Annotated in this window: 25 protein-coding genes; 15 read left to right on the top strand and 10 right to left on the bottom strand. The window is 56.6% G+C overall.

All coding sequences use genetic code 11. The features are described 5' to 3' along the window. Window positions 1-3: 3 nt before the first annotated feature. From ruvB to ACZ46D_RS03230, 5 genes are all read right to left on the bottom strand, one after another. Window positions 4-1053 carry a Holliday junction branch migration DNA helicase RuvB gene (gene ruvB / locus ACZ46D_RS03250; protein WP_464928604.1) on the bottom strand — a complete coding sequence of 350 codons (1050 nt, stop codon included), beginning with the start codon at window positions 1051-1053 and terminating at the stop codon, window positions 4-6. Then, window positions 1050-1667, bottom strand: a complete 618-nt coding sequence (ruvA, locus tag ACZ46D_RS03245) for a Holliday junction branch migration protein RuvA (RefSeq protein ID WP_464928603.1) — start codon at window positions 1665-1667, stop codon at window positions 1050-1052. Before ruvA ends, ruvB begins: the two co-directional genes overlap by 4 nt. A gap of 191 nt (window positions 1668-1858) precedes the next feature. Further along, the gene (gene ruvC / locus ACZ46D_RS03240) at window positions 1859-2374 is read right to left on the bottom strand and encodes a crossover junction endodeoxyribonuclease RuvC (protein WP_464928602.1); all 516 of its coding nucleotides are present in this window, start codon (window positions 2372-2374) and stop codon (window positions 1859-1861) included. Window positions 2375-2376: 2 nt separating this feature from the next. Beyond that, complete coding sequence (locus ACZ46D_RS03235) at window positions 2377-3126, bottom strand: YebC/PmpR family DNA-binding transcriptional regulator (protein ID WP_464928601.1); 750 nt, start codon at window positions 3124-3126, stop codon at window positions 2377-2379. A gap of 73 nt (window positions 3127-3199) precedes the next feature. Then, window positions 3200-3811 carry an RlmE family RNA methyltransferase gene (locus ACZ46D_RS03230; protein WP_464928600.1) on the bottom strand — a complete coding sequence of 204 codons (612 nt, stop codon included), beginning with the start codon at window positions 3809-3811 and terminating at the stop codon, window positions 3200-3202. 860 nt (window positions 3812-4671) lie between these two features. Between ACZ46D_RS03230 and ACZ46D_RS03225 the strand changes: the two genes are divergently transcribed. From ACZ46D_RS03225 to ACZ46D_RS03170, 12 genes are all read left to right on the top strand, one after another. After that, complete coding sequence (locus ACZ46D_RS03225) at window positions 4672-5376, top strand: hypothetical protein (protein ID WP_464928599.1); 705 nt, start codon at window positions 4672-4674, stop codon at window positions 5374-5376. Further along, window positions 5373-5837 carry a LolA-like protein gene (locus ACZ46D_RS03220; protein ID WP_464928598.1) on the top strand — a complete coding sequence of 155 codons (465 nt, stop codon included), beginning with the start codon at window positions 5373-5375 and terminating at the stop codon, window positions 5835-5837. Before ACZ46D_RS03225 ends, ACZ46D_RS03220 begins: the two co-directional genes overlap by 4 nt. A 324-nt stretch (window positions 5838-6161) precedes the next feature. Further along, window positions 6162-6668 carry a hypothetical protein gene (locus ACZ46D_RS03215; RefSeq protein ID WP_464928597.1) on the top strand — a complete coding sequence of 169 codons (507 nt, stop codon included), beginning with the start codon at window positions 6162-6164 and terminating at the stop codon, window positions 6666-6668. A gap of 427 nt (window positions 6669-7095) precedes the next feature. Next, window positions 7096-8391 carry an NAD(P)/FAD-dependent oxidoreductase gene (locus ACZ46D_RS03210; protein ID WP_464928596.1) on the top strand — a complete coding sequence of 432 codons (1296 nt, stop codon included), beginning with the start codon at window positions 7096-7098 and terminating at the stop codon, window positions 8389-8391. Window positions 8392-8528: 137 nt separating this feature from the next. Further along, a complete protein-coding gene (locus ACZ46D_RS03205; RefSeq protein ID WP_464928595.1) occupies window positions 8529-9266 on the top strand; it encodes an OB-fold nucleic acid binding domain-containing protein in 738 nt (245 codons plus the stop codon). A gap of 93 nt (window positions 9267-9359) precedes the next feature. Next, on the top strand, window positions 9360-10496 hold the full coding sequence (locus ACZ46D_RS03200) for a metallophosphoesterase (RefSeq protein ID WP_464928594.1): 1137 nt from the start codon (window positions 9360-9362) through the stop codon (window positions 10494-10496). 174 nt (window positions 10497-10670) lie between these two features. Next, window positions 10671-12218 (top strand): DUF2235 domain-containing protein, encoded by a 1548-nt coding sequence (locus ACZ46D_RS03195; RefSeq protein WP_464928593.1) that lies wholly within the window; start codon window positions 10671-10673, stop codon window positions 12216-12218. Between the two features lie 36 nt (window positions 12219-12254). After that, window positions 12255-13286, top strand: coding sequence for a patatin-like phospholipase family protein (locus ACZ46D_RS03190; protein ID WP_464928592.1), 1032 nt, complete (start codon window positions 12255-12257; stop codon window positions 13284-13286). Between the two features lie 13 nt (window positions 13287-13299). Further along, window positions 13300-13560: a hypothetical protein gene (locus tag ACZ46D_RS03185; RefSeq protein WP_464928591.1), complete on the top strand. Its 261-nt coding sequence runs from the start codon at window positions 13300-13302 to the stop codon at window positions 13558-13560. A 37-nt stretch (window positions 13561-13597) separates the two neighbouring features. Beyond that, a complete protein-coding gene (locus ACZ46D_RS03180) occupies window positions 13598-14011 on the top strand; it encodes a hypothetical protein (protein ID WP_464928590.1) in 414 nt (137 codons plus the stop codon). 623 nt (window positions 14012-14634) lie between these two features. Continuing rightward, the gene (locus ACZ46D_RS03175) at window positions 14635-14790 is read left to right on the top strand and encodes a hypothetical protein (protein ID WP_464928589.1); all 156 of its coding nucleotides are present in this window, start codon (window positions 14635-14637) and stop codon (window positions 14788-14790) included. A gap of 68 nt (window positions 14791-14858) precedes the next feature. After that, entirely contained in the window at window positions 14859-15815 is a 957-nt protein-coding gene (locus tag ACZ46D_RS03170) for a sulfite exporter TauE/SafE family protein (protein WP_464928588.1), read from the top strand. A gap of 30 nt (window positions 15816-15845) precedes the next feature. Here ACZ46D_RS03170 and ACZ46D_RS03165 read toward each other — a convergent pair whose 3' ends face one another. Together ACZ46D_RS03165 and ACZ46D_RS03160 are read right to left on the bottom strand one after the other, a co-directional pair. Next, the gene (locus ACZ46D_RS03165; protein ID WP_464928587.1) at window positions 15846-16679 is read right to left on the bottom strand and encodes a prenyltransferase/squalene oxidase repeat-containing protein; all 834 of its coding nucleotides are present in this window, start codon (window positions 16677-16679) and stop codon (window positions 15846-15848) included. A gap of 33 nt (window positions 16680-16712) precedes the next feature. After that, a complete protein-coding gene (locus tag ACZ46D_RS03160) occupies window positions 16713-17054 on the bottom strand; it encodes a DUF190 domain-containing protein (protein ID WP_464929245.1) in 342 nt (113 codons plus the stop codon). A gap of 51 nt (window positions 17055-17105) precedes the next feature. Between ACZ46D_RS03160 and ACZ46D_RS03155 the strand changes: the two genes are divergently transcribed. Then, a complete protein-coding gene (locus tag ACZ46D_RS03155) occupies window positions 17106-17366 on the top strand; it encodes a hypothetical protein (RefSeq protein ID WP_464928586.1) in 261 nt (86 codons plus the stop codon). 23 nt (window positions 17367-17389) lie between these two features. On the opposite strand, the gene ACZ46D_RS03150 is transcribed toward ACZ46D_RS03155, so the two are convergent. The 3 genes from ACZ46D_RS03150 to ACZ46D_RS03140 are packed head-to-tail and all read right to left on the bottom strand — an operon-like array spanning window position 17390 to window position 19447. Next, entirely contained in the window at window positions 17390-17767 is a 378-nt protein-coding gene (locus tag ACZ46D_RS03150) for a fluoride efflux transporter FluC (RefSeq protein ID WP_464928585.1), read from the bottom strand. A gap of 4 nt (window positions 17768-17771) precedes the next feature. Beyond that, a complete protein-coding gene (rsmI, locus tag ACZ46D_RS03145; protein ID WP_464928584.1) occupies window positions 17772-18659 on the bottom strand; it encodes a 16S rRNA (cytidine(1402)-2'-O)-methyltransferase in 888 nt (295 codons plus the stop codon). Further along, on the bottom strand, window positions 18656-19447 hold the full coding sequence (locus ACZ46D_RS03140; RefSeq protein WP_464928583.1) for a sensor histidine kinase: 792 nt from the start codon (window positions 19445-19447) through the stop codon (window positions 18656-18658). The genes rsmI and ACZ46D_RS03140 overlap by 4 nt, the downstream gene beginning before the upstream one ends. Before the next feature lie 203 nt (window positions 19448-19650). Between ACZ46D_RS03140 and ACZ46D_RS03135 the strand changes: the two genes are divergently transcribed. Together ACZ46D_RS03135 and ACZ46D_RS03130 are read left to right on the top strand one after the other, a co-directional pair. Next, a complete protein-coding gene (locus tag ACZ46D_RS03135; protein WP_464928582.1) occupies window positions 19651-20334 on the top strand; it encodes a hypothetical protein in 684 nt (227 codons plus the stop codon). A 93-nt stretch (window positions 20335-20427) separates the two neighbouring features. After that, window positions 20428-20766 carry a hypothetical protein gene (locus ACZ46D_RS03130; protein ID WP_464928581.1) on the top strand — a complete coding sequence of 113 codons (339 nt, stop codon included), beginning with the start codon at window positions 20428-20430 and terminating at the stop codon, window positions 20764-20766. Window positions 20767-20769: the final 3 nt, after the last annotated feature.

Below are 20769 nucleotides of genomic sequence, written 5' to 3'. Positions count from 1 at the left end.
CCTTTAAAACAGCAGACCAGCAGCCTCGCCGTTGCTGAGATCCGCATCCTGCCTTCGGGTAAAGGGCCTGTCGAAGTGGGCATACGCCGCCTGGGTCGCCATTCGGCCCCGGGGGGTGCGCATCAAGAGCCCCATCTGGATGAGAAAGGGCTCATAGACATCCTCCAGAGTGGTCTTTTCCTCGCAGGCCATGGTGGCCAAGGTTTCCAGGCCGATGGGGCCGCCTTGGAACTTGTCGATGATGGTGAGCAGAATCCGCCGGTCCATCTCGTCCAGCCCTTCCTGGTCCACGCCCAGCATGTTCAGGGCCTCATCCGCCACCTGGGCCGTGATGCTGCCCTGGGCCTTGACCTCGGCGAAATCACGCAACCGCTTGAGCAGCCGGTTGGCTATCCGCGGGGTGCCCCGGGAACGGCGGCCGATCTCCAGGGCCCCGCCCTCATCCATGGGCACGCCCAGGAGATGGGCCGAACGTTTGACAATGGTCACCAGCTCGTCGGGCGTATAAAAATCGAGGCGCAGCACCATGCCGAAGCGGTCCCGCAAGGGCGGGGTCAAAAGGCCGGTGCGGGTGGTCGCCCCCACCAGGGTGAAGCGCGGCAGATCCATCTTGACGCTGCGCGCCCCAGGCCCCTGGCCGATGATCAGATCCAGCTGATAATCCTCCATGGCCGGATAGAGAATCTCCTCCACCACATGGTTGAGACGGTGGATCTCATCGATGAAGAGCACATCGCCTTCCTGAAGGCTGGTGAGGATGGCGGCCAGATCCCCGGCCCGCTCGATCACCGGCCCGGAGGTGACCCGGATGTTGGCGCCCATCTCATTGGCGATGACGTAGGCAAGGGTGGTCTTGCCCAGGCCGGGGAAGCCGTGCAACAAAACGTGGTCCAAGGCCTCGCCCCTGGCCTGCGCGGCCTTGAGCGCGATGCCGAGATTGCTCTTCAGCTGCTCCTGGCCGATGTACTGGTCAAGCAATTTGGGCCGCAGCGCATGATCAACCGGCTCGACCAGATCGGCCACCGGAGAAACCAACCGTTCTTCATGATTCACACTAAGGCCCTCAAGGTCTGACGGAGCAGTTCTTCAAGCCGCATGGCAGCAAAGGCCTCTGCTCCGGCCTGCTGCCGGACCAAAGCCAGCGCCTCCCGGGCCCGAACCGCGGGATAGCCGAGATTCAACAGGGCGGAAATCGCATCGTGCACCCGGTCATCCTCACCCGGTTCAATCTGGGCGGCAGAAGAGGCTGAGAGCGCCTCGGGCACGAACTGCACCTTATCTTTCAGCTCAAGGCAAAGCCGCTCCGCTGTTTTCTTGCCCACCCCGGGTAACCGGGTAAGGCGGGCCAGATCATCGTGCAAAATGGCCCTGGCCATCTCCGCCGGAGAGATCCCGGCGAGAATATGCATGGCCAGCTTGGGCCCTATCCCGGAAACCGTGTTCAGCAACTGGAACATCTCCTTTTCCGGGGTCTCAAGAAAGCCATAGAGGTTGAAGGCATCCTCACGCACCACTGTCTGGATATGGAGAAAAACATCCTCCCCCACCGCCGGCAACCGACCCTGTCCGCTCTGGGGGAAAAAAACCTCGTACCCCACTCCACCCACGTCAACAATGAGGGATTCGGATAATTTCTGAAACAATATTCCTCGCAGGCAGGCAATCATTATGCGCTCGTAAAAAAAAGAAAAAGGTCACAGGTCCGTAACACAAAATAAAACAGTTCCAAAGAAATAACCGTTGTAATCGCGGCTTGTTGCGATTTCAACCATCATCTTGGTGTCTATTATGGAAGAATTTTGGCAAGAAGAGAAGCAAAAAGCCCGTTCGCCCATAACCGTCCAGGCAAACGTTTACCTCAACGGGGCAGATTGTTGCAATGACTGGCCCGGCAGATGGCCACAGCCAAAGCGTCAGCCGCATCATGGCTGGGCGAGGCGACAAGCTTTAGGAGAACCCGGACCATCTGCTGCACCTGCTCCTTGGGCGCCTGCCCATACCCGGCCACCGCCTGTTTCACCACGGTGGGGCTGTATTCCTCCAGGAGCAACCCGTGCTGTCTGGCGGCCAGGATCAGCACCCCGCGGGCATGGCCGAGCTTTAAGGCCGAGCGGGGATTGATGGCGGTGAAGATGTCCTCAATCCCGGCCAGCTGCGGCTTATAGGCACCAATGACCTCGCGGATGCCGTCGTAGATCTCTTCCAGCCGCTCAGGGAAAGGCTTTTTCTCCGAGGTCCGGATCACCCCGCAGGTGACAAAGGTAAGCGCATGGCCCTGCCGGTCGATCACCCCGTAGCCGGTTGCCCGCGAACCGGGATCAATCCCGAGGATGCGGATTATCTCCGCCCCTGCCTTCCCTTTGCCTGGGGTCATGCTTAGGAAATTTTTTCCATCAACTCATCGGGGATATCGAAGTTGGCATGCACCTTCTGCACGTCATCAAAATCCTCCAGATTGTCGATGAGCTTCATCAACGAGATGGCCGTCTTTTCCTCGGCAACCTCCACGGTGTTCTTGGGGATCATGGAGATGGAGGCCTCGACAAAGCTGACTCCGGCCTTCTCCAACGCCTCCCGCACCGCGTTGAAATCCTCGATTGCGGTCAGTACCTGGAAGATATCGCCATCGTCGACCACATCCTCGGCTCCGGCCTCCAGGGCCAGTTCCAGAAGCTTTTCCTCATCAATCGCCTCTTTTTCCACCAGGATGGAACCTTTTTTGTCAAACATGTAGGAAACGCAGCCGGTCTCCCCCATGTTGCCGCCGGACTTGCCGAAAAAGAAGCGCACCTCGCCCACGGTCCGATTCCGGTTGTCGGTGAGGCAGTCAACGAGAACCGCTACCCCGCCCGGTCCGTAGCCTTCATAGGTGATCTCTTCGTAGTTCACCCCTTCCAGCCCGCCGATCCCCTTCTTGATAGCCCGGTCGATATTGTCCTTGGGCATGTTCACGGCCCTGGCCGAAACAATGCCGGCACGCAGCCGGGGATTGGCCTCGGGGTCGCCGCCGCCCATGCGGGCAGCCACGGCGATTTCCTTGGCAAGCTTGGTGAACATCTTACCGCGCTTGGCGTCCTGGGCGCCTTTACGATGCTTGGTGTTAGCCCATTTTGAATGTCCGGACATGATTTACTCCTTGAGGTTAAAAATTAAAAATACAGAGTTATAAAACCGGCCTTACCATGGCCCTCTGCATTGATCATTCTGCCCTATTCGTCTTCTTAAATCCCATCCCCAGCACAAAGACCTCGCGGCTTTCCGGACGGGAGCTTTTCGGCTTCACGATCTTAGTCAGGTTGAAATGGGGGCGGACCTCATCCACAAAGGCCTTGAAATCCTCGCCCTCAAACACCTTGCAATAAAAATTGCCGCCTGGCTGCAACATCTCCTGAGCGATTTCCACAACCCGCCGGGAAAGGTCCAGCGAGTGCTGCTGATCCGACCATTTGTTCCCGGTGGTACGCGGGGCCATATCGCTGATGATCACCGCAAACTCCGGGCAGATACCGCGCACCCGGTCCAGCACCTCGGCGGTCATGATATCGCCGTGCAGAAAGGTAAACTTGGCGCTGTTACCCTTGGTGTTGATCTGCCCGAAGTTGAGGTCAACCCCCACCACCAGCCCCTGGGGGCCAACCACTTGGGCCGCGTACATGGACCAACTGCCGGGCTGACAGCCCAGATCCAGCACGGTGTCGCCTTTTTTCAGCAGCCCGTGCTTGATTTGGGCCTCCTCCAGCTTGTACACCGAGCGGGCGGGATAGCCTTCCTTCTTGGCCTTTTTGAAGTAGTGATCCTGAACTTCTTTCACAGGCCTGCCACCTTGGTTGGGGTCTGCACGGTTGCCGTAGTACGCCGCGAAAAAACATCGTTGAAAAGCGGTTATATTTAGCCTGTTTGTCGCTTCTTGACAAGCATAATCCCCAGGCGATTGAGGATGGGGATTGCGGAATTGGCAAGGGTGTTGCGCGACGCAGCAGGTGCAGCGCAGAGACTTTCTTTTTCCTGGGTTGCCAATCAACCTGGGAGTATAGAATGATCCTTGAAAATGTTTGGGAGCCAGATAACACCCCGACTAATTTTAGCCCGAATTATCCACCCGGCAATACAACACCCCTTTTCGGAATGAAGAAATGGCTAATTAAGAAAAAATGATCAAAAAATTGCCATGTTGGGTCAACTTGTTAGCCTAAAAATAGGTACAAAATTTCAATTCGAGCTAGCTCAATAATAATATTGTTATGCTTCCCCTACCCTTTCATTCTGTAGCAGCATTTATTTAGTTTCTTTCTCACCCCATTCTGTGGTATCTATTTGAATAGCTTCTTTCTCACCTTCACAAGTAAGGTGAAGTCCATGGCCACCTCAATCGATCCTCAAAACTGCAAAAACTTCCGTCGCAGAGACGTGTGCCCCAACAGAGGCAACGAAGCCCTCATTGATCTTGATCATCTGCTTGGACCCCCTCGCGTTTTAGTCCCCAAAGACATATTTGAAAGAGTCAAAACGGTGTGCGCTGGGTGCGATCAGTTTGAGCCTCTAAGTCCAAACCGTTAAACTTTCAGCGACAATATAATAACAAGGTCAGTCCAACCGACTGTTGGGATCTGGGTTGTTTTCAACAGTAACCGCTGACACGGTCGACGAACTTTTATCGTTTGGGGAGATACCATGAGCATGAAATTACGAGTCGGGGATAAAATCCGTCCTTGGGGCGGTATCAACTATGGGACCCTTGGTTTCTTCTGCATTGATGAAACCAAAGATGTGTTTCTCGCAACCTGCGATCACGTTATAAAAACCCTCTCAACCCCGGAAAATGGCCCATGGAAGATATATTTTCCTTTCGGAAGCGGATATTCAGAAAAAATAGCCTTGTATGAGGGGAAAAGCTTGGTCACAAAAAAACAAACTACAGCAGATTTCGCATTGGCAAAAGTATTGTTAGATATTGAATCTGAAATTTCGCTACCAATGATTATCCCCTCAACCAAAGTTCGTAAATTTATAAACACGAAGCTCCCAATAGAAGGCGATGAGGTGATTTTTTGGGGTGCAAGGACGGCAACTTACCATTCTGGTGTTGTAATGGGACAAAACAGTAATCACTCCTGGCCTCACGGGAAATATGGCCTCGTAAAATACGAAAAGCAATTTTCTGTAGCAATTAGGTCAAGATACACACCGGAAATTGGGGATTCTGGAGGTTATATTATAACTCCAGACGGAACTTTGGTTGGAATCCTTGCAGCGCTTTCTGGAACTGTATCAGACGATGGCAATTTATTGATTCATTGCGTTCCGGTAAAGGAATGTTGTGAAATACTCGGCGTTCAGCCAATCACTAACCAGAATATGGGGGGGGGGGCAAAATGAAGATTAAAGATGCGTTAACTTTCAGGGTGTTATTGATTTTGATCGCTCTTACAATGCTATCCGGGTGTGCTGGATACAGCATTACACTGAATGGCGATGGAGCTGGCTATGATGTCTATAAACCAGAACCGTACCTACTTGTAACGCCAGCAACGGACAAGGTAGCAGCCGAAATTGTTTGGCTGCCGAATTACAGTCAGCGTTATCGTATAAAAACATGGAATTTCTTGGGGAAGGCTGATTTTGAATTTAACATTGACAATGGATGGAAACTAACAAAAATCTCTGACAAAAGTGACAATACTACAATACCTTCCAAGCTCCTAGATATTTTGCAACAAGCCACTAAAGGAGGAACAATAGCTCTGACAGGTCAAGCGCAGTTGTTTCGACTTGTTTATAATGAAAAAGGAGAGTTTGTTGGCTTGAAGCTAGTTCCTTTTATAGAAGAAACTAACTAGTGACCGTCTTACAACTGGAATATCCTCTTTTGTTTTAAGGACATAAGAAGGACATAAGGGGACGTTGTTGATTTGTTAACTAACCTACCCATAAGATTTGGGTTTCCGGTTATCATTTCACATCCCATATCCAAGATAGCCTGACAGGTTAGTTTTAGTAATGAAACCAAACAGTTACGGACGTTGACAAAAACGGCATCATGATCTGCTTGTCGGCCAAAACCGTTGGGTCTCGCGGCGCTTAACCCAACCTACGCGGCTAAAAAGTGGGCGGGGAGATTTTAGCTCGAGCTAGATAGACAATATTATGAGGTATTATCCAATATGGACACAAATCGCTTTAAATCCATAACTACCGGAATCCAAAGTATTATTTTTTCCATTGGCCTGATTGTTGCGGGCATGTGGGGCGTGTATGAATTCTATGCCACTTATTACGAATCATTGGATTTGAGCATTGATGCTACTCAAGTAAAAGACCTTGGTGACGGAGAACTTGTCATCTCGATAAAATTATTAATTAAAAATGATGGGAAAAGAAAAATTGCTATTCCTCTTTCTGATGAATCCATAATTGTTAGTAGAGTTTTATTTGATAATAATGGACGAATTTCTAAAACTGATGATCGTTTTACAACTGGAATAGCATCTTTTGCTTATCATGACAAACTTTCTACGACAAATCTCATAACTTCACTACCAAATTCAGATAAAATCATTCATTTTTTAGTACGGGTACACAAGTCTGGCCCATACTTAATTGAATTTTTGTCAGATGATAAATCAGACTCAAATTATTGGTTTGCCAATACATACGTTGTTGTCAAATAATGCTAAATTGTGAATCAAAACAATATCTAACAAAGCAGATTAACCGACACCACTACCACACAACGCGCTGCATAGTCCGGTTATTTACTGCGTTAGCCATCACAAATAAATTGGGAGGAAAAAGCTTGAACATCAAACATTCGAAAACAGTCGGAGTGGCTACCTTTTGGGGATGCCTCATGGGGGGGGTCTTTTTAACCCTGGCAGCAGGTGCAGTTGATAACGCTACAGCAAAGAGCAGCCCTGTCCAGGCAGACGTCTGTAACAAAGAATCAAAGTGGGGTGTCACGGCCTGTGACCGAGAATTCCGCGAGCACAAGGATACCCGGAAACATGCCGACTGCCTGGCTGCTGTCAGATCCAAATATGATACGTGCATGGACCCTGGTGCGAGATAGCATTTTACGGCATTGAACCAGGGTCTAAGATGACAACTCCCACAAAACATGTCGTCATTGTCGGCGGCGGCTTTGCCGGGCTCAATGCCGCCAAGGTGCTTGGCAATCAGGCCGGTGTCCGAGTTACCCTGGTAGACCGCCACAACCATCATCTCTTCCAGCCCCTGCTCTACCAAGTGGCCATGGCCGCCTTGAGCCCGGCGGAGATTGCCGCGCCGATCCGGCACATCCTCGCCAAGTACCGCAATATCACGGTGCTACAAGACGAGGTTGTTGCCATCGATCTCATCAATCGCCAGATGGTCGCCAAGGAATGCACCCTCACCTATGATTACCTGCTCCTCGCCTGTGGTGCCCGCCACTCCTACTTCGGCCATGACGAATGGGAAGAGTTTGCCCCGGGGCTCAAGACCATCGAGCAGGCCACCGAGATTAGGCGGCGGGTGCTCACGGCCTTCGAGACGGCGGAGCGCACGGCAAACCCGAGCGAACAACGGAGACACCTCACCTTCGTCATCGTCGGCGGTGGCCCCACCGGCGTGGAACTGGCCGGGGCCATCGGCGAGATGAGCCGCTACACCCTGGCGCAGGACTTCCGCAACATCAACCCTAAGCTGGCGCGCATCATCCTCATCGAGGCTGGGCCACGCATCCTGCCCTCCTTCGGCGAGGCCCTGGCAGGCGAAGCGACCCGCGACCTGGAACAGCTTGGCGTGCAGGTGTGGACCACCAGCCCGGTTACCGGCATGGACCGCAACGGCGTGCAGGTCGGGAAGGAGCGCGTGGAGGCGTCCACCATTCTCTGGGCCGCCGGGGTCACAGCAGAAAGCCTCGGCCAGCAACTTGGCGTGGCCACCGACCGGCTGGGCCGCATCCTGGTGGAACCCGATCTCAGCCTCACGGATCACCCCGAGGTCTTTGCGGCAGGCGATCAGGCCTGCTTCAGCCATGGCCGCACCGCGCCGCTGCCGGGACTTGCCCCGGTGGCGCTCCAACAGGGTCGCGCCATTGCCAAAAACATTCTCCGCGAAACCGCAGGGCTTACGCGGCAGCCGTTCCAATATCAAGACAAGGGACAACTGGCCACCATCGGCCGCAGCAAGGCGATCGTCGAAATCGGCCGCCTCCGTTTCGGCGGTTTCTTCGCCTGGGCCACCTGGCTCGTGGTCCACATCTACTATCTGATCGGTTTTGAAAACCGCCTTTCCGTAACCATGCGCTGGGCCTGGTCCTTCTTCAATTTCCGGCGCGGGGCGCGGCTTATCGTCAATAAAGAATGGCGTTTCTATCCCCCGGCTGATGACGGAAACCGGCCCTGCCCATGAAAAATGTGGCCAGGCCTGACGTTATTATGAGCAACTTCCGTAAAACATCTTACAATTAAAAAATTCACCTGCCGGATTGGCTCAAGTTGCCGCCGACAGGGCAACCCCTATTACAATCGCTGAAGAGGTCTCGCCCGATGAATGCACGCAAGAGAATGACATTTTTTCCCGGTCTGGTGCTCGCCGCCTCCCTGCTCCTGTGGCATCCTCTCCAGGCCTGCGCCGGCGCAATAGGCGGGGGGGGCGACCAATCAATGCAAGGGGTATCCGGCAAGGTGGTCGAAACCATGAACAGCGGCGGCTATACCTATGCCCTGGTGGAGAAGGACGGCGCCAAGACCTGGGTGGCCCTGCCCCAGAGCACCATCGCGGTGGGCAGTGAAATCGCCTGCCAGCCGGGCATGGAGATGCGCAACTTCAAAAGCACCTCGCTGAATCGCACCTTCGAAAGCATCATTTTTTCCGCAGGGCTTGCCCCTGTCGGCCCCGTTGCGGCGCCAACCCCTGCCGCCCCTGCAGCTCCGGTCGCAGCTCCGACTGAAGCGATCACGGTGAGCAAGGCCGAGGGAGCCGAAGCCCAGACCGTCGGCGAGATTTTTGAAAAGAAAGATGCCCTGGCAAATAAGCCGGTGGCGGTGCAAGGCAAGGTGGTCAAGGTCAGCCGCGGCATCCTGGGCAAGAACTGGCTGCATCTGCAAGACGGCACCGGCAATCAGGCCGCCGGGACCAACGATCTGGTGGTCACCACCGCTGCGCTGCCCGAGGTTGGTGACGTGGTCACCATCAAGGGGAACCTTTCCCGGAACCGTGACTTCGGCGCGGGGTACCGCTACGGCGTCATTGTCGAGGATGCCGAGGTGACCGGCACCAAGTGAGGCCCGGGCTGCCAGGAAAAATCGCCGAGGATTAATGCTTGCCATCGGCTTTTCCCGGCAGCCCTTTACGCAAAGCAAACCGGGTGAAAAAGCATGATCCGTTTCCTGCTTCTTTATCTCTCCATCTATCCCCTGGTCCACTACTATGCCTTCCGCAAGATCAGGGCGGCCTTTCACCCCGGCAGGAAGGCCAATCTCGGCCTAGTCCTGTTCATGGCGGTCATGATCGCGGCGCCGATCATAGTCCGGCTGACCGAAAGGCTCGGGATTGAAACAGGAGCCCGGCTTTGGGCCTATGTAAGTTTCAGCTGGATGGGGATGCTCTTCCTTTTCCTGATCCTTTCCGGCGCGGTTGATCTGAGCCGTTTTGCCTTTCTGGCAGCGGAAAAAATCCTGCAACGAAAACTTCCCCGGACAACGGTTTCACCAAGGCAACTGTTTGCGGCACAGGCGCTGCTGGTGGTCACGGTGTACGGCTACGGCATATTTGAGGCCGCGGATATCCGCCTGGAACGGATCGAGATCGCCAGTCCCAAGATTACGGAAAAAATCGGCAGGCTACGCATTGCCCAGATCTCGGATGTGCATCTGGGGCTCATTATCCGGGAGGGAAGGCTCAATCGGGTTCTTGCCCGAATACAGGAGGCAGAGCCCGATATCCTGGTGTCCACCGGCGATCTGGTTGACGGCCAGCTCAATCACTTCGTCAAAGAAGCCCAACTGCTGGCGGCGGTCAAGCCGCCCCTGGGCAAATTCGCCATTACCGGCAACCATGAATTTTATGCCGGCTTGCAGGATGCCCTGGATTTTACCGAGAGATCAGGCTTCACCCTGCTGCGCCAACGGGGAATGGTAGTCGGCGGCATCAATCTTGTCGGGGTGGACGACCCGGCACGCAACTCCTTTGCCCAAGAACCTGCCCCATCGGAGCGCGATGCGCTTTCCGCCCAACCCAAGGAAAATTTCACCGTCCTGCTCAAGCACCGACCCGATATTGACCCAAACAGCCTGGGGCTTTTTGATCTCCAGCTTTCCGGCCATACCCACAAGGGGCAGGTATTCCCCTTCAACCTGCTCACCTGGTTTTTTTATCCCCAACGGGCCGGCCGGCTCACCAAACTGAACAACGGTTATCTCTATCTAAGCCGCGGCACCGGCACCTGGGGCCCTCCCATCCGCTTCCTGGCGCCGCCGCAGGTGACCATCATCGATCTGGTGCCTGCGAAATAACGGCTGCCGCGAGTATCCGCTTCCCCTGCGAGGAAGACGCCACCGCAGAATGAGCACCTGTCAACAATTGAGTATCTCCGCTTAATTGCGGGACTATTGACAAGCCAAGCGAATTCCGGTACCTAACAAAGGAGAGGTCTTCTGCCAATCCAGGCAAGGGGGAGGGTGCTGCCGATGAAACATCTCATTGTCTGCTGCGATGGCACATGGAACAATCCGGCCCAGGAAGATAACGGAATCCCCGCCCCGACCAATGTCTTCAAGATCTATAACGCTCTGGCAGATCATGACGCGCAGGGTGCAGTAGTGCAACGGAAGTACTACCACCCCGGGGTCGGCGGGGAAGGCGGGCTGCGCAACGCCATCCTCGGCGGGACGGTCGGCGCGGGCATCAGCCGACACATCTGCAGCGCCTACCACTGGCTCGGCAGCAATTATGCAGAAGGGGATCACATCTACCTTTTCGGCTTCAGTCGCGGGGCTTTCACCGCCCGCAGCCTCGGAGGCTTTCTCGGCCAAGGCCTTCTCAACCTGCAAGATCTTTCGTCCAGCGAATCATGGCTCCGGGTCCACCGTGCCTACGAGGATGGCTACCGCAACAAAAACGCCCAACCCACGGCCTGGGCCGAACCCCACTGGCTGTTCTTCCACCAGGGCCAGCCCACGCCGATCCGTTTCATCGGCGTCTGGGATACCGTTGGCGCCCTCGGGATACCGGATGATCTTGAATTTTTTAATTTTTTGGACAACAAATCCAAATGGGAGTTCCACAACACCGAAATCGGGACAAACGTTGCCACAGCCCGCCACGCCATGGCCCTCGACGAAATCCGCTCCTGCTTCTGCGTCACCCGCTGGCAAAACGCCGCCCAGCATCCGGATGCCGTTGAACTCTGGTTTCCAGGGGCACATTCCGACGTGGGCGGCGGCTATGCGGGATGCGACCTCTCCAACGGCGCCCTGCTTTGGATGATGGAGGAAAGCGCCAAGGCCGGGCTTACCTTTCGTGACAACATTCAGGAGACCATCAAGGCAGATCCGCTCGGGGCCATGCACATTTCCTACAAAGGCGCCTTTGCCAAGCTCCGCTCCCGACCGCGGAACATCGAGGCAATGATCCCGGAAAACCATGCCCGGTTTCATGCCAGTGCCATCAGGCGCCAGCTTGTTTCGCCGATCACCCACCCGGCCTATCACCCCACCAAGATCCTCGCGGTTGGGGAATCCCACACGGTTGACATCTTCGCCGACACCCGCTGGAACTACTCCAGCGTCTACCTGCCCCAAGACCACTCCTTCACCTTTTCCGCCACCGGCCAGTGGCAAGACTGGAATGACACCTGCGACTGGCGAGGCACTGAAAACAAAGAAAAGACCGTCGGCGATCTCGTCCGGGGCGCTTTCTCCCTCGTTGGCACGCTTGAAAACACCTGCAAAAAACTGACCAAAAATGAGTCAGCGGATCTGTGGTTCACCAAACGCGTCGAGAATCTCAAATGGTTCGCCCTGGTCGGGGCAATCGCCAACGACGCCGGTCTGAAACAGGTGGTGGGCAATGACGGCAGCCCAGTGCCGCACCAATATGTCGAACTGGCAGCCCACGAATCAATCCCGTTGCGGATTACGGCGCCAGGCTACCTCTACTGTTTTGCCAACGATACCTGGAGCCTTTACAGGAACAACCATGGGAGTGTGCAACTCACCATCCGCCGCGTTTCTTAGTGACAGCCACGGGCAACCACACACTGGGAGGGGAATATGACCTACAACTTCAGGAATCTGATCTTTGAAGGGGGCGGCGTCAAGGGCATTGCCTATCTCGGCGCCATCGACGTGCTGAGCCAAAAGGGAATCATTGAACAGATCGAACGGGTTGGCGGCACCTCCGCCGGAGCGATCAATGCAATCCTGGTCGGGCTCGGTTTCACCCCGAACGAAACCAGGGGTATCCTCTGGTCCTTGGATTTCAACGAGTTCAAGGATGACAGCTTGGGGATAGTGCGGGACACCGAGCGGCTTATCGAACACTATGGCTGGTACAAAGGCGATTTCTTCAGAAACTGGATCGGCACCCGGATCCGCGAAAAGACCGGCAACAGCGAAGCCACCTTTGCGGACATCGAAGCCCTGAAGGAAAAAAACAAATTCAAGTCGCTCTACTTCATGGGCACCAATCTCTCCACCCGGTTTTCCGAGGTATTTTCCGCCGAACATACTCCCAGGATGTGCGTTGCCGATGCGGTACGGATCTCCATGTCGATCCCGTTATTCTTTGCGGCCAAGCGCAGCCCGCGCGGCGATGTCTATGTGGACGGGGGGGTACTCGACAACTATCCCATCAAACTCTTTGACCGGGATAAATACGTCACCCCCGAGAACTCCTTTATCCCCGAATACTATGCGCGGATCAACGCCGACGTTCAAGGCCAGGACCGCGCCATAGCCGGGTATGCTTACAACAAGGAGACCCTTGGTTTCCGGCTCGACACGAAAGAGGAGATTTCCGTGTTTCGGGATCAAGCCGAACCGCCCCAGAAGAAAATCGATAATTTCATTGACTATGCCTCGTCGCTGATCGGCACCATCATGGATGCCCAGCAAAACTCTCACCTGCACAGCGACGACTGGCAGCGGACCATCTATATCGACACCCTCGGGGTCAAAACCACCGAGTTTGACCTCTCCGAAGAAAAGAAAAAGGCCTTGGTCCAGTCCGGCAAGGAAGGGGCAGAGGCGTATTTCACGTGGTTTGACAGCGCAAATCCGGCGATCACACCCATCAATAAATAGCAGAGGGAGACACATGATTATTTCACGCAAACAGTTGGGAATTCTCACCATCATGGTCTTGGCCGGCACCTTGGTTTTCAGCGCGCATCCCGCGCTGGCGCGGGATGAAAAGTGCATCGCCGAATGCAAGCAACGCCACCGCGACAAGATCGAGATATGCAACGATCTGGTCAACAGCAGCGGCAGCGTCTATTACCGCGATACGGTCTGGCATAAACAGTGCCTGGGTGAAGCGCGGACCGAATTCGACAACTGCCTCTCGCTCTGCCAGTGAGGAAGGCGCGCGGTCTTAGGCCAAAGGAGTTTTCCTGATGGAAGAATATCTGCGGGAATACCGGGCGCAACTGGTCGCCGGCAGGCAGCAGGTCATCGACAATTACGAAAAGACCCTGCTGACCCTCACCACCGGCGCCTTGGCGCTCTCAATCACCTTTGTGAAGGACATTCTCGGCGACACCCCAACCTGCGCCGTCTGGTGGCTGCTCACGGCCTGGGGTTGCTGGACCGGCACCGTCGTCCTGATGATCACCTCCTACTATCTCAGCCCCATGGCCTACAGCAAGGCAATCAGCCAGGTCGATGACGGCTCGATCACCAAGGATAAGGTCGGCGGCGTCTACACCGCCGCCATCCTGGCTTTAAATTCCTTAGGCGGCGTGACGTTCCTGGCAGGCATCATCTGCTTTGCAATCGTGGGCATCACCAACCTCGGAGGAAAGCCATGAATACGAAGCCCGGAGTGGTCCAGGCAATTGGCGACGATAAACGGAATTGCCCCCCGCCGCCCCCGCCGCCCCCGCCTCCTCCGCCACCACCGCCCACGCCTCCGCCTCCGCCGCCACCCAAACCAAAGAAAGAAGGGTAACCGATGCAGCCACGCCGAAGCCTCTTGCCACTCCGGCGTGGCTGCTTGCTTCCGGGACGCCAGTGAAACCATGGGAGCTGCCTGGCCGGTTGCCGTTTAAGTTATTGCCAAACGGGGTGCGGATAACCCATAATGGGGGCTTGTGACGTCTGTCGCAAATCGTGGAAACCAAATTATCCACGCCGCAAGTTCTTTTCTGTAATATCGCCGTCCATAGGCTGGCCGTGGAAATCCCAACCTTTTCTGCGCTCGCCGCTCCGTTGCGGCAGAATAGCTATGCCCTCTGTGATCTTGGTATCACCTCGAGACGTATCAACAATAAAGAGTTGTCTTGCTCATGAGCGATCTCCGCCAAAAGTCTGCGGTTCCGGTCTAGACAAAATGATCCGCCAGGGGGTATAGAAAAGTGATCATCCCCTGCGCCGATGATCGATGACCGGCTCCCGCCGCCTTTGCTTACCCCGTACTCCATGGAGGGCTTTCATGCCACACCTGATCTGTTACTGTTTTGGTTACACCGAAAAGGATTTGCGCCAGGATGTTGTGGAACATGGCCGTTCGCTGATCATGGAGCGCATTGTTGCCGAGAAGAAAGGCGGCCGCTGCCAATGCGCGGAGAAAAACCCCGCCGGCCGCTGATGCCTGGCCGAGGTCCGCCAGGTGGTGGACGCAATGCTGAAAAACACCTCCAGCAAGGAGAACCGCTGATGTATTTTCCTGTTGCCAATATCGAGGTCAACCCGCTGGTGCCGCCGCTGGTCGCCTTTGCCATCTCTTTTTTCACCTCCATGGGCGGAGTGAGCGGGGCTTTCCTGCTATTGCCCTTTCAAGTCAGCGTACTCGGGTTCACCAGTCCGGCGGTCAGCTCCACCAACCAGTTGTTCAATATCGTGGCCATTCCCAGCGGCGTGTACCGCTACATCAAGGAAGGGCGGATGCTCTGGCCCCTGACCTGGATCGTGATCATCGGCACCCTGCCCGGCGTCCTGGTCGGGGCCATCGTCCGGATCAAATACCTGCCCGACCCGAAAAACTTCAAGCTCTTTGCCGGACTGGTCCTCCTCTATATGGGCGGAAGGCTGCTCAAAGATCTGACGTTCAACACAAGAAGGAAAGGAGACACGCCCACGACCGAGGAGCGGTTTCACCAGCGGGGCAAAACGCAGAACCAACCAACCGCGAGCGAAGCCGCCTCCTGCGAGCACCTGTCCTGCGTCACGGTCCGGCAATGGACCCCGACCCGGCTCGTTTACGATTTTTACGGGGAGACCTTCACCGTCAACGCCGTGGGCCTCATGGCCTTAAGCCTTGTTGTCGGTATGGTGGGGGGGGTGTACGGCATCGGCGGCGGGGCGATCATTGCCCCGTTTTTGGTCAGTTTTTTCGGCCTGCCGGTCTATACCGTGGCCGGGGCGGCCCTGATGGGAACCTTTGTCACCTCGGTGGCCGGGGTGATCTTTTACCAGATTCTGGCGCCCCACTACCCCGGGATGGTCATCGCCCCGGATTGGCTGCTGGGCTTTCTCTTCGGGATCGGGGGATTCGCGGGCATGTACTGCGGGGCGCGGCTGCAAAAGTTTGTGCCAGCCAAATTCATCAAATGGATTTTGGTGGTCTGCCTGCTATTCACAGCAGGCAAGTACATCTGGTCCTTCCTCTTTTAGGAGCTGCCACGGAGCAGCACTGACGCACTCTTAGACGGAGAGAACCAACCGGCTCTGCCGGCTGGCAATCTCCGGCGGGAGACCCGCAGGCCGCTCTTCCATCTCCTCAAGCAGACGAAGACCGGCGACCCCATGCCAGGAGGCGTCAAGAAAAGGGGCAGCGCCGGGGCTCCGGGCAAAGCCGCCGCCTCCGGTCTGGCAGCTGACGAGAAAGGTCCGGGCATTGGCCGAATCAACAGGCCTTGCGCCGAGAAGAGTCAAGGCGGCAAGAGCGGCATGGCAGTTCTCGATGAATGAGGTGGTTCCAGGGAAAAAACCGAACCCGCCATCGCCGTTTTGCGAGCGCTGGAGCCAGCCGGTCAGTTCCCCCGCCTCCTCGATCCGCTGCCCGCCCATGGTTTTCACGAACAGATATCGGGCCGCATCCTCCACCGCGCACCGTCCTGGCAGCGCCACCGGCCGTTTTGGCTCAAGGACCTCCGGCTCTTCCAGTATCTCCGTGAAAATCCTGCGCACATAATAGGTGGCAGCAAGGGAAGCGTCCCTGCTCAGACAGGCAACGAGATGGGCGCGGAGCCGCGCCACATCCAGGGCAAGCCCGCAGAGGCGGCAGGTAATGAGAAGGCGGAAGGTGGTATCGATCCCCAGCCAGGGCACAGCCAGCATTCGGGCGAGATATTCGGCCAGGGCCGGCTCTGCCTGCGGGGTGGGCGTCTCTTCGCCCAGGACAAGACGGATGGCCACCGCCTGGAAGGTATCTTGGATGGTGGCAGGCAACCGCGGCGTGGCGCCGTAGCCGCCCGTGGCCTTGCGCCGCTTGCGCAAAAACTCCAGGAGCGCAGTATAATCAACCTGACGAGGCATACGTCTCCTCCGTTTCGGCAGAACCTCAATCCATCATTTGTTTTCCTTGCTCCGGTAGGAAATCACCCGAACCTTTTCCAGGGTGACCATTCCCTCGCCGAGCATGGCGTCCAGATCCGGAAGAAAGGCGGCGATCCGTTCTGGACTGTCAACGATCTCGATGACCAGCGGCAGATCTTCGGAGAGCCGCAGGATCTTGGCCGTATGGATGCGGCTGTTCCTACCGAACCCCATGATCCCCCGGGTGACCGTGGCCCCGGCCAGGCCGCGCTTCCGAGCCTCTTCGACAATGAGTTCGTACAGCGGCCGCTGACCAAGCTTGCTGGTTTCGCCGATGAAGATGCGGAGCAGCTCCGCTTCCGAGGGGAGTTCCATAGCCATGTCTCCTTTTTGTGATTAGCAGGCAATCCCCGCAGTCAGAGGAATATGCTTTATCCTTCTGTTCATTTCTTTGCTTACTCGGTAATCTCCGTTAAGTTCTTTTTTTCACCTGCAGTTAAAGTCCCATTGGCCCGCAGCCGAGCACCGGAGAGGCTGCCGAAAAAGGGCTTTGCACTGTTTGAGCGCAGCGAGTTTGCAAAGCCCCGGCAGCATCGAGGAGCGCAGGGCATCCCGCCTTCGGCGGGACAAGGGACACAGGGTGCCTTTTCTTTTGGTTCGTTTTCTTTGGGCAAGCAAAGAAAATGAACAGAAGGATAAAGCATATTCCTCTAAATCAATCTGCCCAACGCCATCCCCAGAAAAAACAACACCAACCCCACCCCATTCTGCAGCAGGATATTGCCAAGCCCATACCAATGCTGGCCGTCGGCAAAAAGATGCCCGCTCTCGGCGACAAAGGTGGAAAAGGTGGTAAAGGCGCCCATGAAGCCGGTGAGCAGGATGATCCGCAGCTCGCCGCTGCCGACGAAACGCTCGCTGGTCACGGTCCAGATCACCCCGAAGAGCAGACAGCCCAAGCCATTCACCGTCACAGTGCCCCAGGGAAAACTTGCCCCGGCCACCCGCTGCACCAGCCCGGCCAAACCGTAGCGGGCCAGGGTGCCGCAGGCCCCGGCCACGGCGAGATAGATTAATTTTTGCAGCATCCGCTTACTCCTTCCACACGGCCAGGGCCTTCTGATACACCTCGGAGCGGGAGAGGTCCAAGTCCTTGGCAATACTCGCCACCGCGTCTTTCAGGCTGAGCCCGGACTGCTCCCGATACCAGCGCAGGAGGTCTTCGAGATTGTCCGGCCGGGCCGGGGCCGAGGCGCGCAGCCCTGCGATGAGGACCACGAACTCCCCCTTGATCGCCTCCTTGGCCTTGAGCCCGGCCAGGAGTTCAGCCAGCTCGCCGGAGCTGATCTCCTCATGCATCTTGGTCAGTTCCCTGCCGATCACCACCCGCCTCTCTCCCAGCTCCGCCAGGCAATCCCCAAGGCTGGCGATGATCCGCCGGGGCGACTCATAAAAAACCAGGGGATGGGCATCGTTCTTAAGCCCCCGCAGCAATTTGCGCCGCTCCGGCCCCTTGGCCGGAAGAAACCCGAGAAAAAGATGGGAGGGCTCGGTCAGGCCGGCAACGCTGAGCAGGGTGGCCAGGGCGGAAACCCCGGGCACCGGCACCACGCTGATGTTGTGGGCCTGGGCGCTGTGCACCAGAATCCCGCCCGGATCGGAGATGCCTGGGGTGCCGGCATCGGAAACCAAGGCCACCTGCGCCCCGGAAAGCAGCCGGGCCACAATCTCCTGGGCGCGGCTCGCCTCCTTTTCCTTATAGTAGCTGATGAGCGGGGTATGGATATCGAAATGACTGAGGAGCTTTCTGGTGTGCCGGGTATCCTCGGCGGCGATCAGATCCACCTCCTGCAGGATGCGCAGGGCCCGGAGGGTGATATCCTCCAGATTGCCGATGGGGGTGGCCACCACAAACAGGGTGCCTGGCTTGCAGGTGTTTCCGGTGACGGGCTGGTCCTCTTTTCCGCGGGGCTGCCTCATACCTGCAGAGCCTCCGGCGGAATAAAGAGATGGAAGCTGGTGTGGCCGGGGCTGCTCTCGCAGGAGATTTCCCCGCCGCAACGGGTGATGAGCTTTTTCGCCAGATACAAGCCAAGGCCGAGATGCCCTTCCCCGGCTTTGGTGGAATAAAACTGTTCGTAGAGATGCGCCGCCGCCTCACCGGTCAGCCCGGGGCCGTTGTCCTGCACCCGCACCCCGATGCCTTCGCCTTCCCTGACGGACTCGACCACAACCTCCGCTCCTTCCATTCCCTGCACGGCTTCCAGGGCATTGACCAACAGAATATGCATGATCTGGTGCAGCTCCAGCTGAAAACGGGTCAGGGACGGCAGCGCCTCGGCCAGGGTCACAACCTTGCGGACCTTGTGCTTGAAGGTCGAATCAGCAGACAGAAACTCCACCTCGGTCTCGATCACCGAATTGACCGTATAGGGAACGCCGCCGGGAAGCTGCCGGAACTCCGGGAGGATCAGGGTCCTGTGCAAGATCTGCTGACTCTGCCGCACCTTGTCCTGCATCTGGGAAAGGGCATCGGCCCTCCGGGCGAGAAGATCTTGCAGGGTGTCCATCTCCGGCGACGAGCCGGTCTGCCGCATCTGCTCCAGCACCGCCATCGCCTTGTCCAGCATCATGGCGGAAAGATCCGTGTGCAGGGAAAAAACCTGAATAACCCCGCCGAGGTTGTGAATGATCCCGCGGAACATCCGCCCCAGCGCGGCATCCTGACTCTGCGCCAGATACGCCTCTTCCCATTTTTCCGATTGCATTGCCCCTCCGATGCGCAAAGATAGCGGCCTCAACGGCTGGCCTCCCCCACAGTTTACCCGGAATGGGGGTATAAAATCCAGGCTATTGTCGGCCCGGCTTGAAAACAGTGGATCACCCGCCACTGGCCCCGGCCTGCACAATGGTGTAGAGTAAAAGCAGATGTTTCTCATTGCCAGAACCTTGCGCCTGCCGGGGAACCGCCATGCTTCTGCTCGATGTCCCATTCCTGCCCGACCCGCAGTACACGGAATTTCTTGCCGAGTTCCAGCCCTCGCTTTATTCTGTCCACTTCAGCCTTTTCCTGGACAACATCCCGGACGGCCGCCATCGCTCCAGCGTCGGCCCGGAGTTTGCCGCTCTGGCCCCTGCGCTTGCCCAATTGCCCGGCCCGAAAAAATACGGACTGCTCAACAGCCGCTTCCACCATCCCCGCCTCTATTCCGACAAAGCGGCTTTACAAAAAATCATCCGAGCGCTGGACACCCTGCTTACGGCAACCACCCTCCACGGCATCACCATTGTCGATTTCTATCTATTGCAGGCGCTCTCCGACACCAGCCCCGAGACCTGCGCCCAGCTTGAGGCAGTCCCCGGAGTCAACTGCATGCTCGATTCCTTTGCCAAGGTGCAGGCCTGTCTTGCCGCCATTGCCGAAACCGGGTTCAAGCCGCCGACCAAACTCAACCTGGACCGCTCCCTGAACCGCAACCTGCCGGAGCTGGCGACAATCTCCCAACAATGCCGCCGATACTTTCCCGGAGTCAAGCTGACCCTCCTGGCCAACGAAGGCTGCCTGGACCGCTGCCCCTTCAAGCTGACCCACGACGCCCAGATCGCCTTTGCCAATACGGGACTTATCGCCAACCAAACCCATGCCGCCAACTAGGAACTCGGCTGCATCCGGGAACTCGCCGCGCATCCGGCGGAGCTGTTCAAATCCCCCTTTATCCGGCCCGAGGATCTGGAGCATTACGAGGGGATGGTGGAGGTGATCAAGCTCTGCGGCAGAACATTGGGACCCGCCTTTCTGCAACGGGTGGTGCGGGGTTATGCGGCCCGGCAATATGCGGGCAATCTGCTGGATTTGATGGATACCATGGAATGGCTGGCCAAACGGCTGCATGTGGCCAATGAGGAATTGCCTGGGAATTTTTGGGACCGGCTTACGTGTTGCGACAAGAACTGCCGCGCCTGCTCGTATTGCAGTGAGCTGCTAAAGAAGAGTGGTCGGTCGTTAGCTTTTCAGCTTGATGATTTGCGGCAAGAAAAAATGGGGAGTGTCCCTAATTTCCCTTCTTCCCGGGATACTTCCTTCTGACCA

This window comes from Thiovibrio sp. Mzg5 (assembly GCF_055379285.1).
Note: the sequence above shows the minus strand (reverse complement) of the source record. Positions and strands in the feature narration are given on the sequence as shown.

Coding starts and splice junctions, on each gene's coding strand:
- ruvA (WP_464928603.1), bottom strand. CDS start 1,667: ATGATTGCCTGCCTGCGAGGAATATTGTTTCAGAAATTATCCGAATCC.
- ruvC (WP_464928602.1), bottom strand. CDS start 2,374: ATGACCCCAGGCAAAGGGAAGGCAGGGGCGGAGATAATCCGCATCCTC.
- ACZ46D_RS03235 (WP_464928601.1), bottom strand. CDS start 3,126: ATGTCCGGACATTCAAAATGGGCTAACACCAAGCATCGTAAAGGCGCC.
- ACZ46D_RS03225 (WP_464928599.1), top strand. CDS start 4,672: ATGAGCATGAAATTACGAGTCGGGGATAAAATCCGTCCTTGGGGCGGT.
- ACZ46D_RS03220 (WP_464928598.1), top strand. CDS start 5,373: ATGAAGATTAAAGATGCGTTAACTTTCAGGGTGTTATTGATTTTGATC.
- ACZ46D_RS03215 (WP_464928597.1), top strand. CDS start 6,162: ATGGACACAAATCGCTTTAAATCCATAACTACCGGAATCCAAAGTATT.
- ACZ46D_RS03210 (WP_464928596.1), top strand. CDS start 7,096: ATGACAACTCCCACAAAACATGTCGTCATTGTCGGCGGCGGCTTTGCC.
- ACZ46D_RS03205 (WP_464928595.1), top strand. CDS start 8,529: ATGAATGCACGCAAGAGAATGACATTTTTTCCCGGTCTGGTGCTCGCC.
- ACZ46D_RS03200 (WP_464928594.1), top strand. CDS start 9,360: ATGATCCGTTTCCTGCTTCTTTATCTCTCCATCTATCCCCTGGTCCAC.
- ACZ46D_RS03195 (WP_464928593.1), top strand. CDS start 10,671: ATGAAACATCTCATTGTCTGCTGCGATGGCACATGGAACAATCCGGCC.
- ACZ46D_RS03190 (WP_464928592.1), top strand. CDS start 12,255: ATGACCTACAACTTCAGGAATCTGATCTTTGAAGGGGGCGGCGTCAAG.
- ACZ46D_RS03185 (WP_464928591.1), top strand. CDS start 13,300: ATGATTATTTCACGCAAACAGTTGGGAATTCTCACCATCATGGTCTTG.
- ACZ46D_RS03180 (WP_464928590.1), top strand. CDS start 13,598: ATGGAAGAATATCTGCGGGAATACCGGGCGCAACTGGTCGCCGGCAGG.
- ACZ46D_RS03175 (WP_464928589.1), top strand. CDS start 14,635: ATGCCACACCTGATCTGTTACTGTTTTGGTTACACCGAAAAGGATTTG.
- ACZ46D_RS03170 (WP_464928588.1), top strand. CDS start 14,859: ATGTATTTTCCTGTTGCCAATATCGAGGTCAACCCGCTGGTGCCGCCG.
- ACZ46D_RS03165 (WP_464928587.1), bottom strand. CDS start 16,679: ATGCCTCGTCAGGTTGATTATACTGCGCTCCTGGAGTTTTTGCGCAAG.
- ACZ46D_RS03160 (WP_464929245.1), bottom strand. CDS start 17,054: ATGGAACTCCCCTCGGAAGCGGAGCTGCTCCGCATCTTCATCGGCGAA.
- ACZ46D_RS03155 (WP_464928586.1), top strand. CDS start 17,106: ATGCTTTATCCTTCTGTTCATTTCTTTGCTTACTCGGTAATCTCCGTT.
- ACZ46D_RS03150 (WP_464928585.1), bottom strand. CDS start 17,767: ATGCTGCAAAAATTAATCTATCTCGCCGTGGCCGGGGCCTGCGGCACC.
- rsmI (WP_464928584.1), bottom strand. CDS start 18,659: ATGAGGCAGCCCCGCGGAAAAGAGGACCAGCCCGTCACCGGAAACACC.
- ACZ46D_RS03140 (WP_464928583.1), bottom strand. CDS start 19,447: ATGCAATCGGAAAAATGGGAAGAGGCGTATCTGGCGCAGAGTCAGGAT.
- ACZ46D_RS03135 (WP_464928582.1), top strand. CDS start 19,651: ATGCTTCTGCTCGATGTCCCATTCCTGCCCGACCCGCAGTACACGGAA.
- ACZ46D_RS03130 (WP_464928581.1), top strand. CDS start 20,428: ATGGTGGAGGTGATCAAGCTCTGCGGCAGAACATTGGGACCCGCCTTT.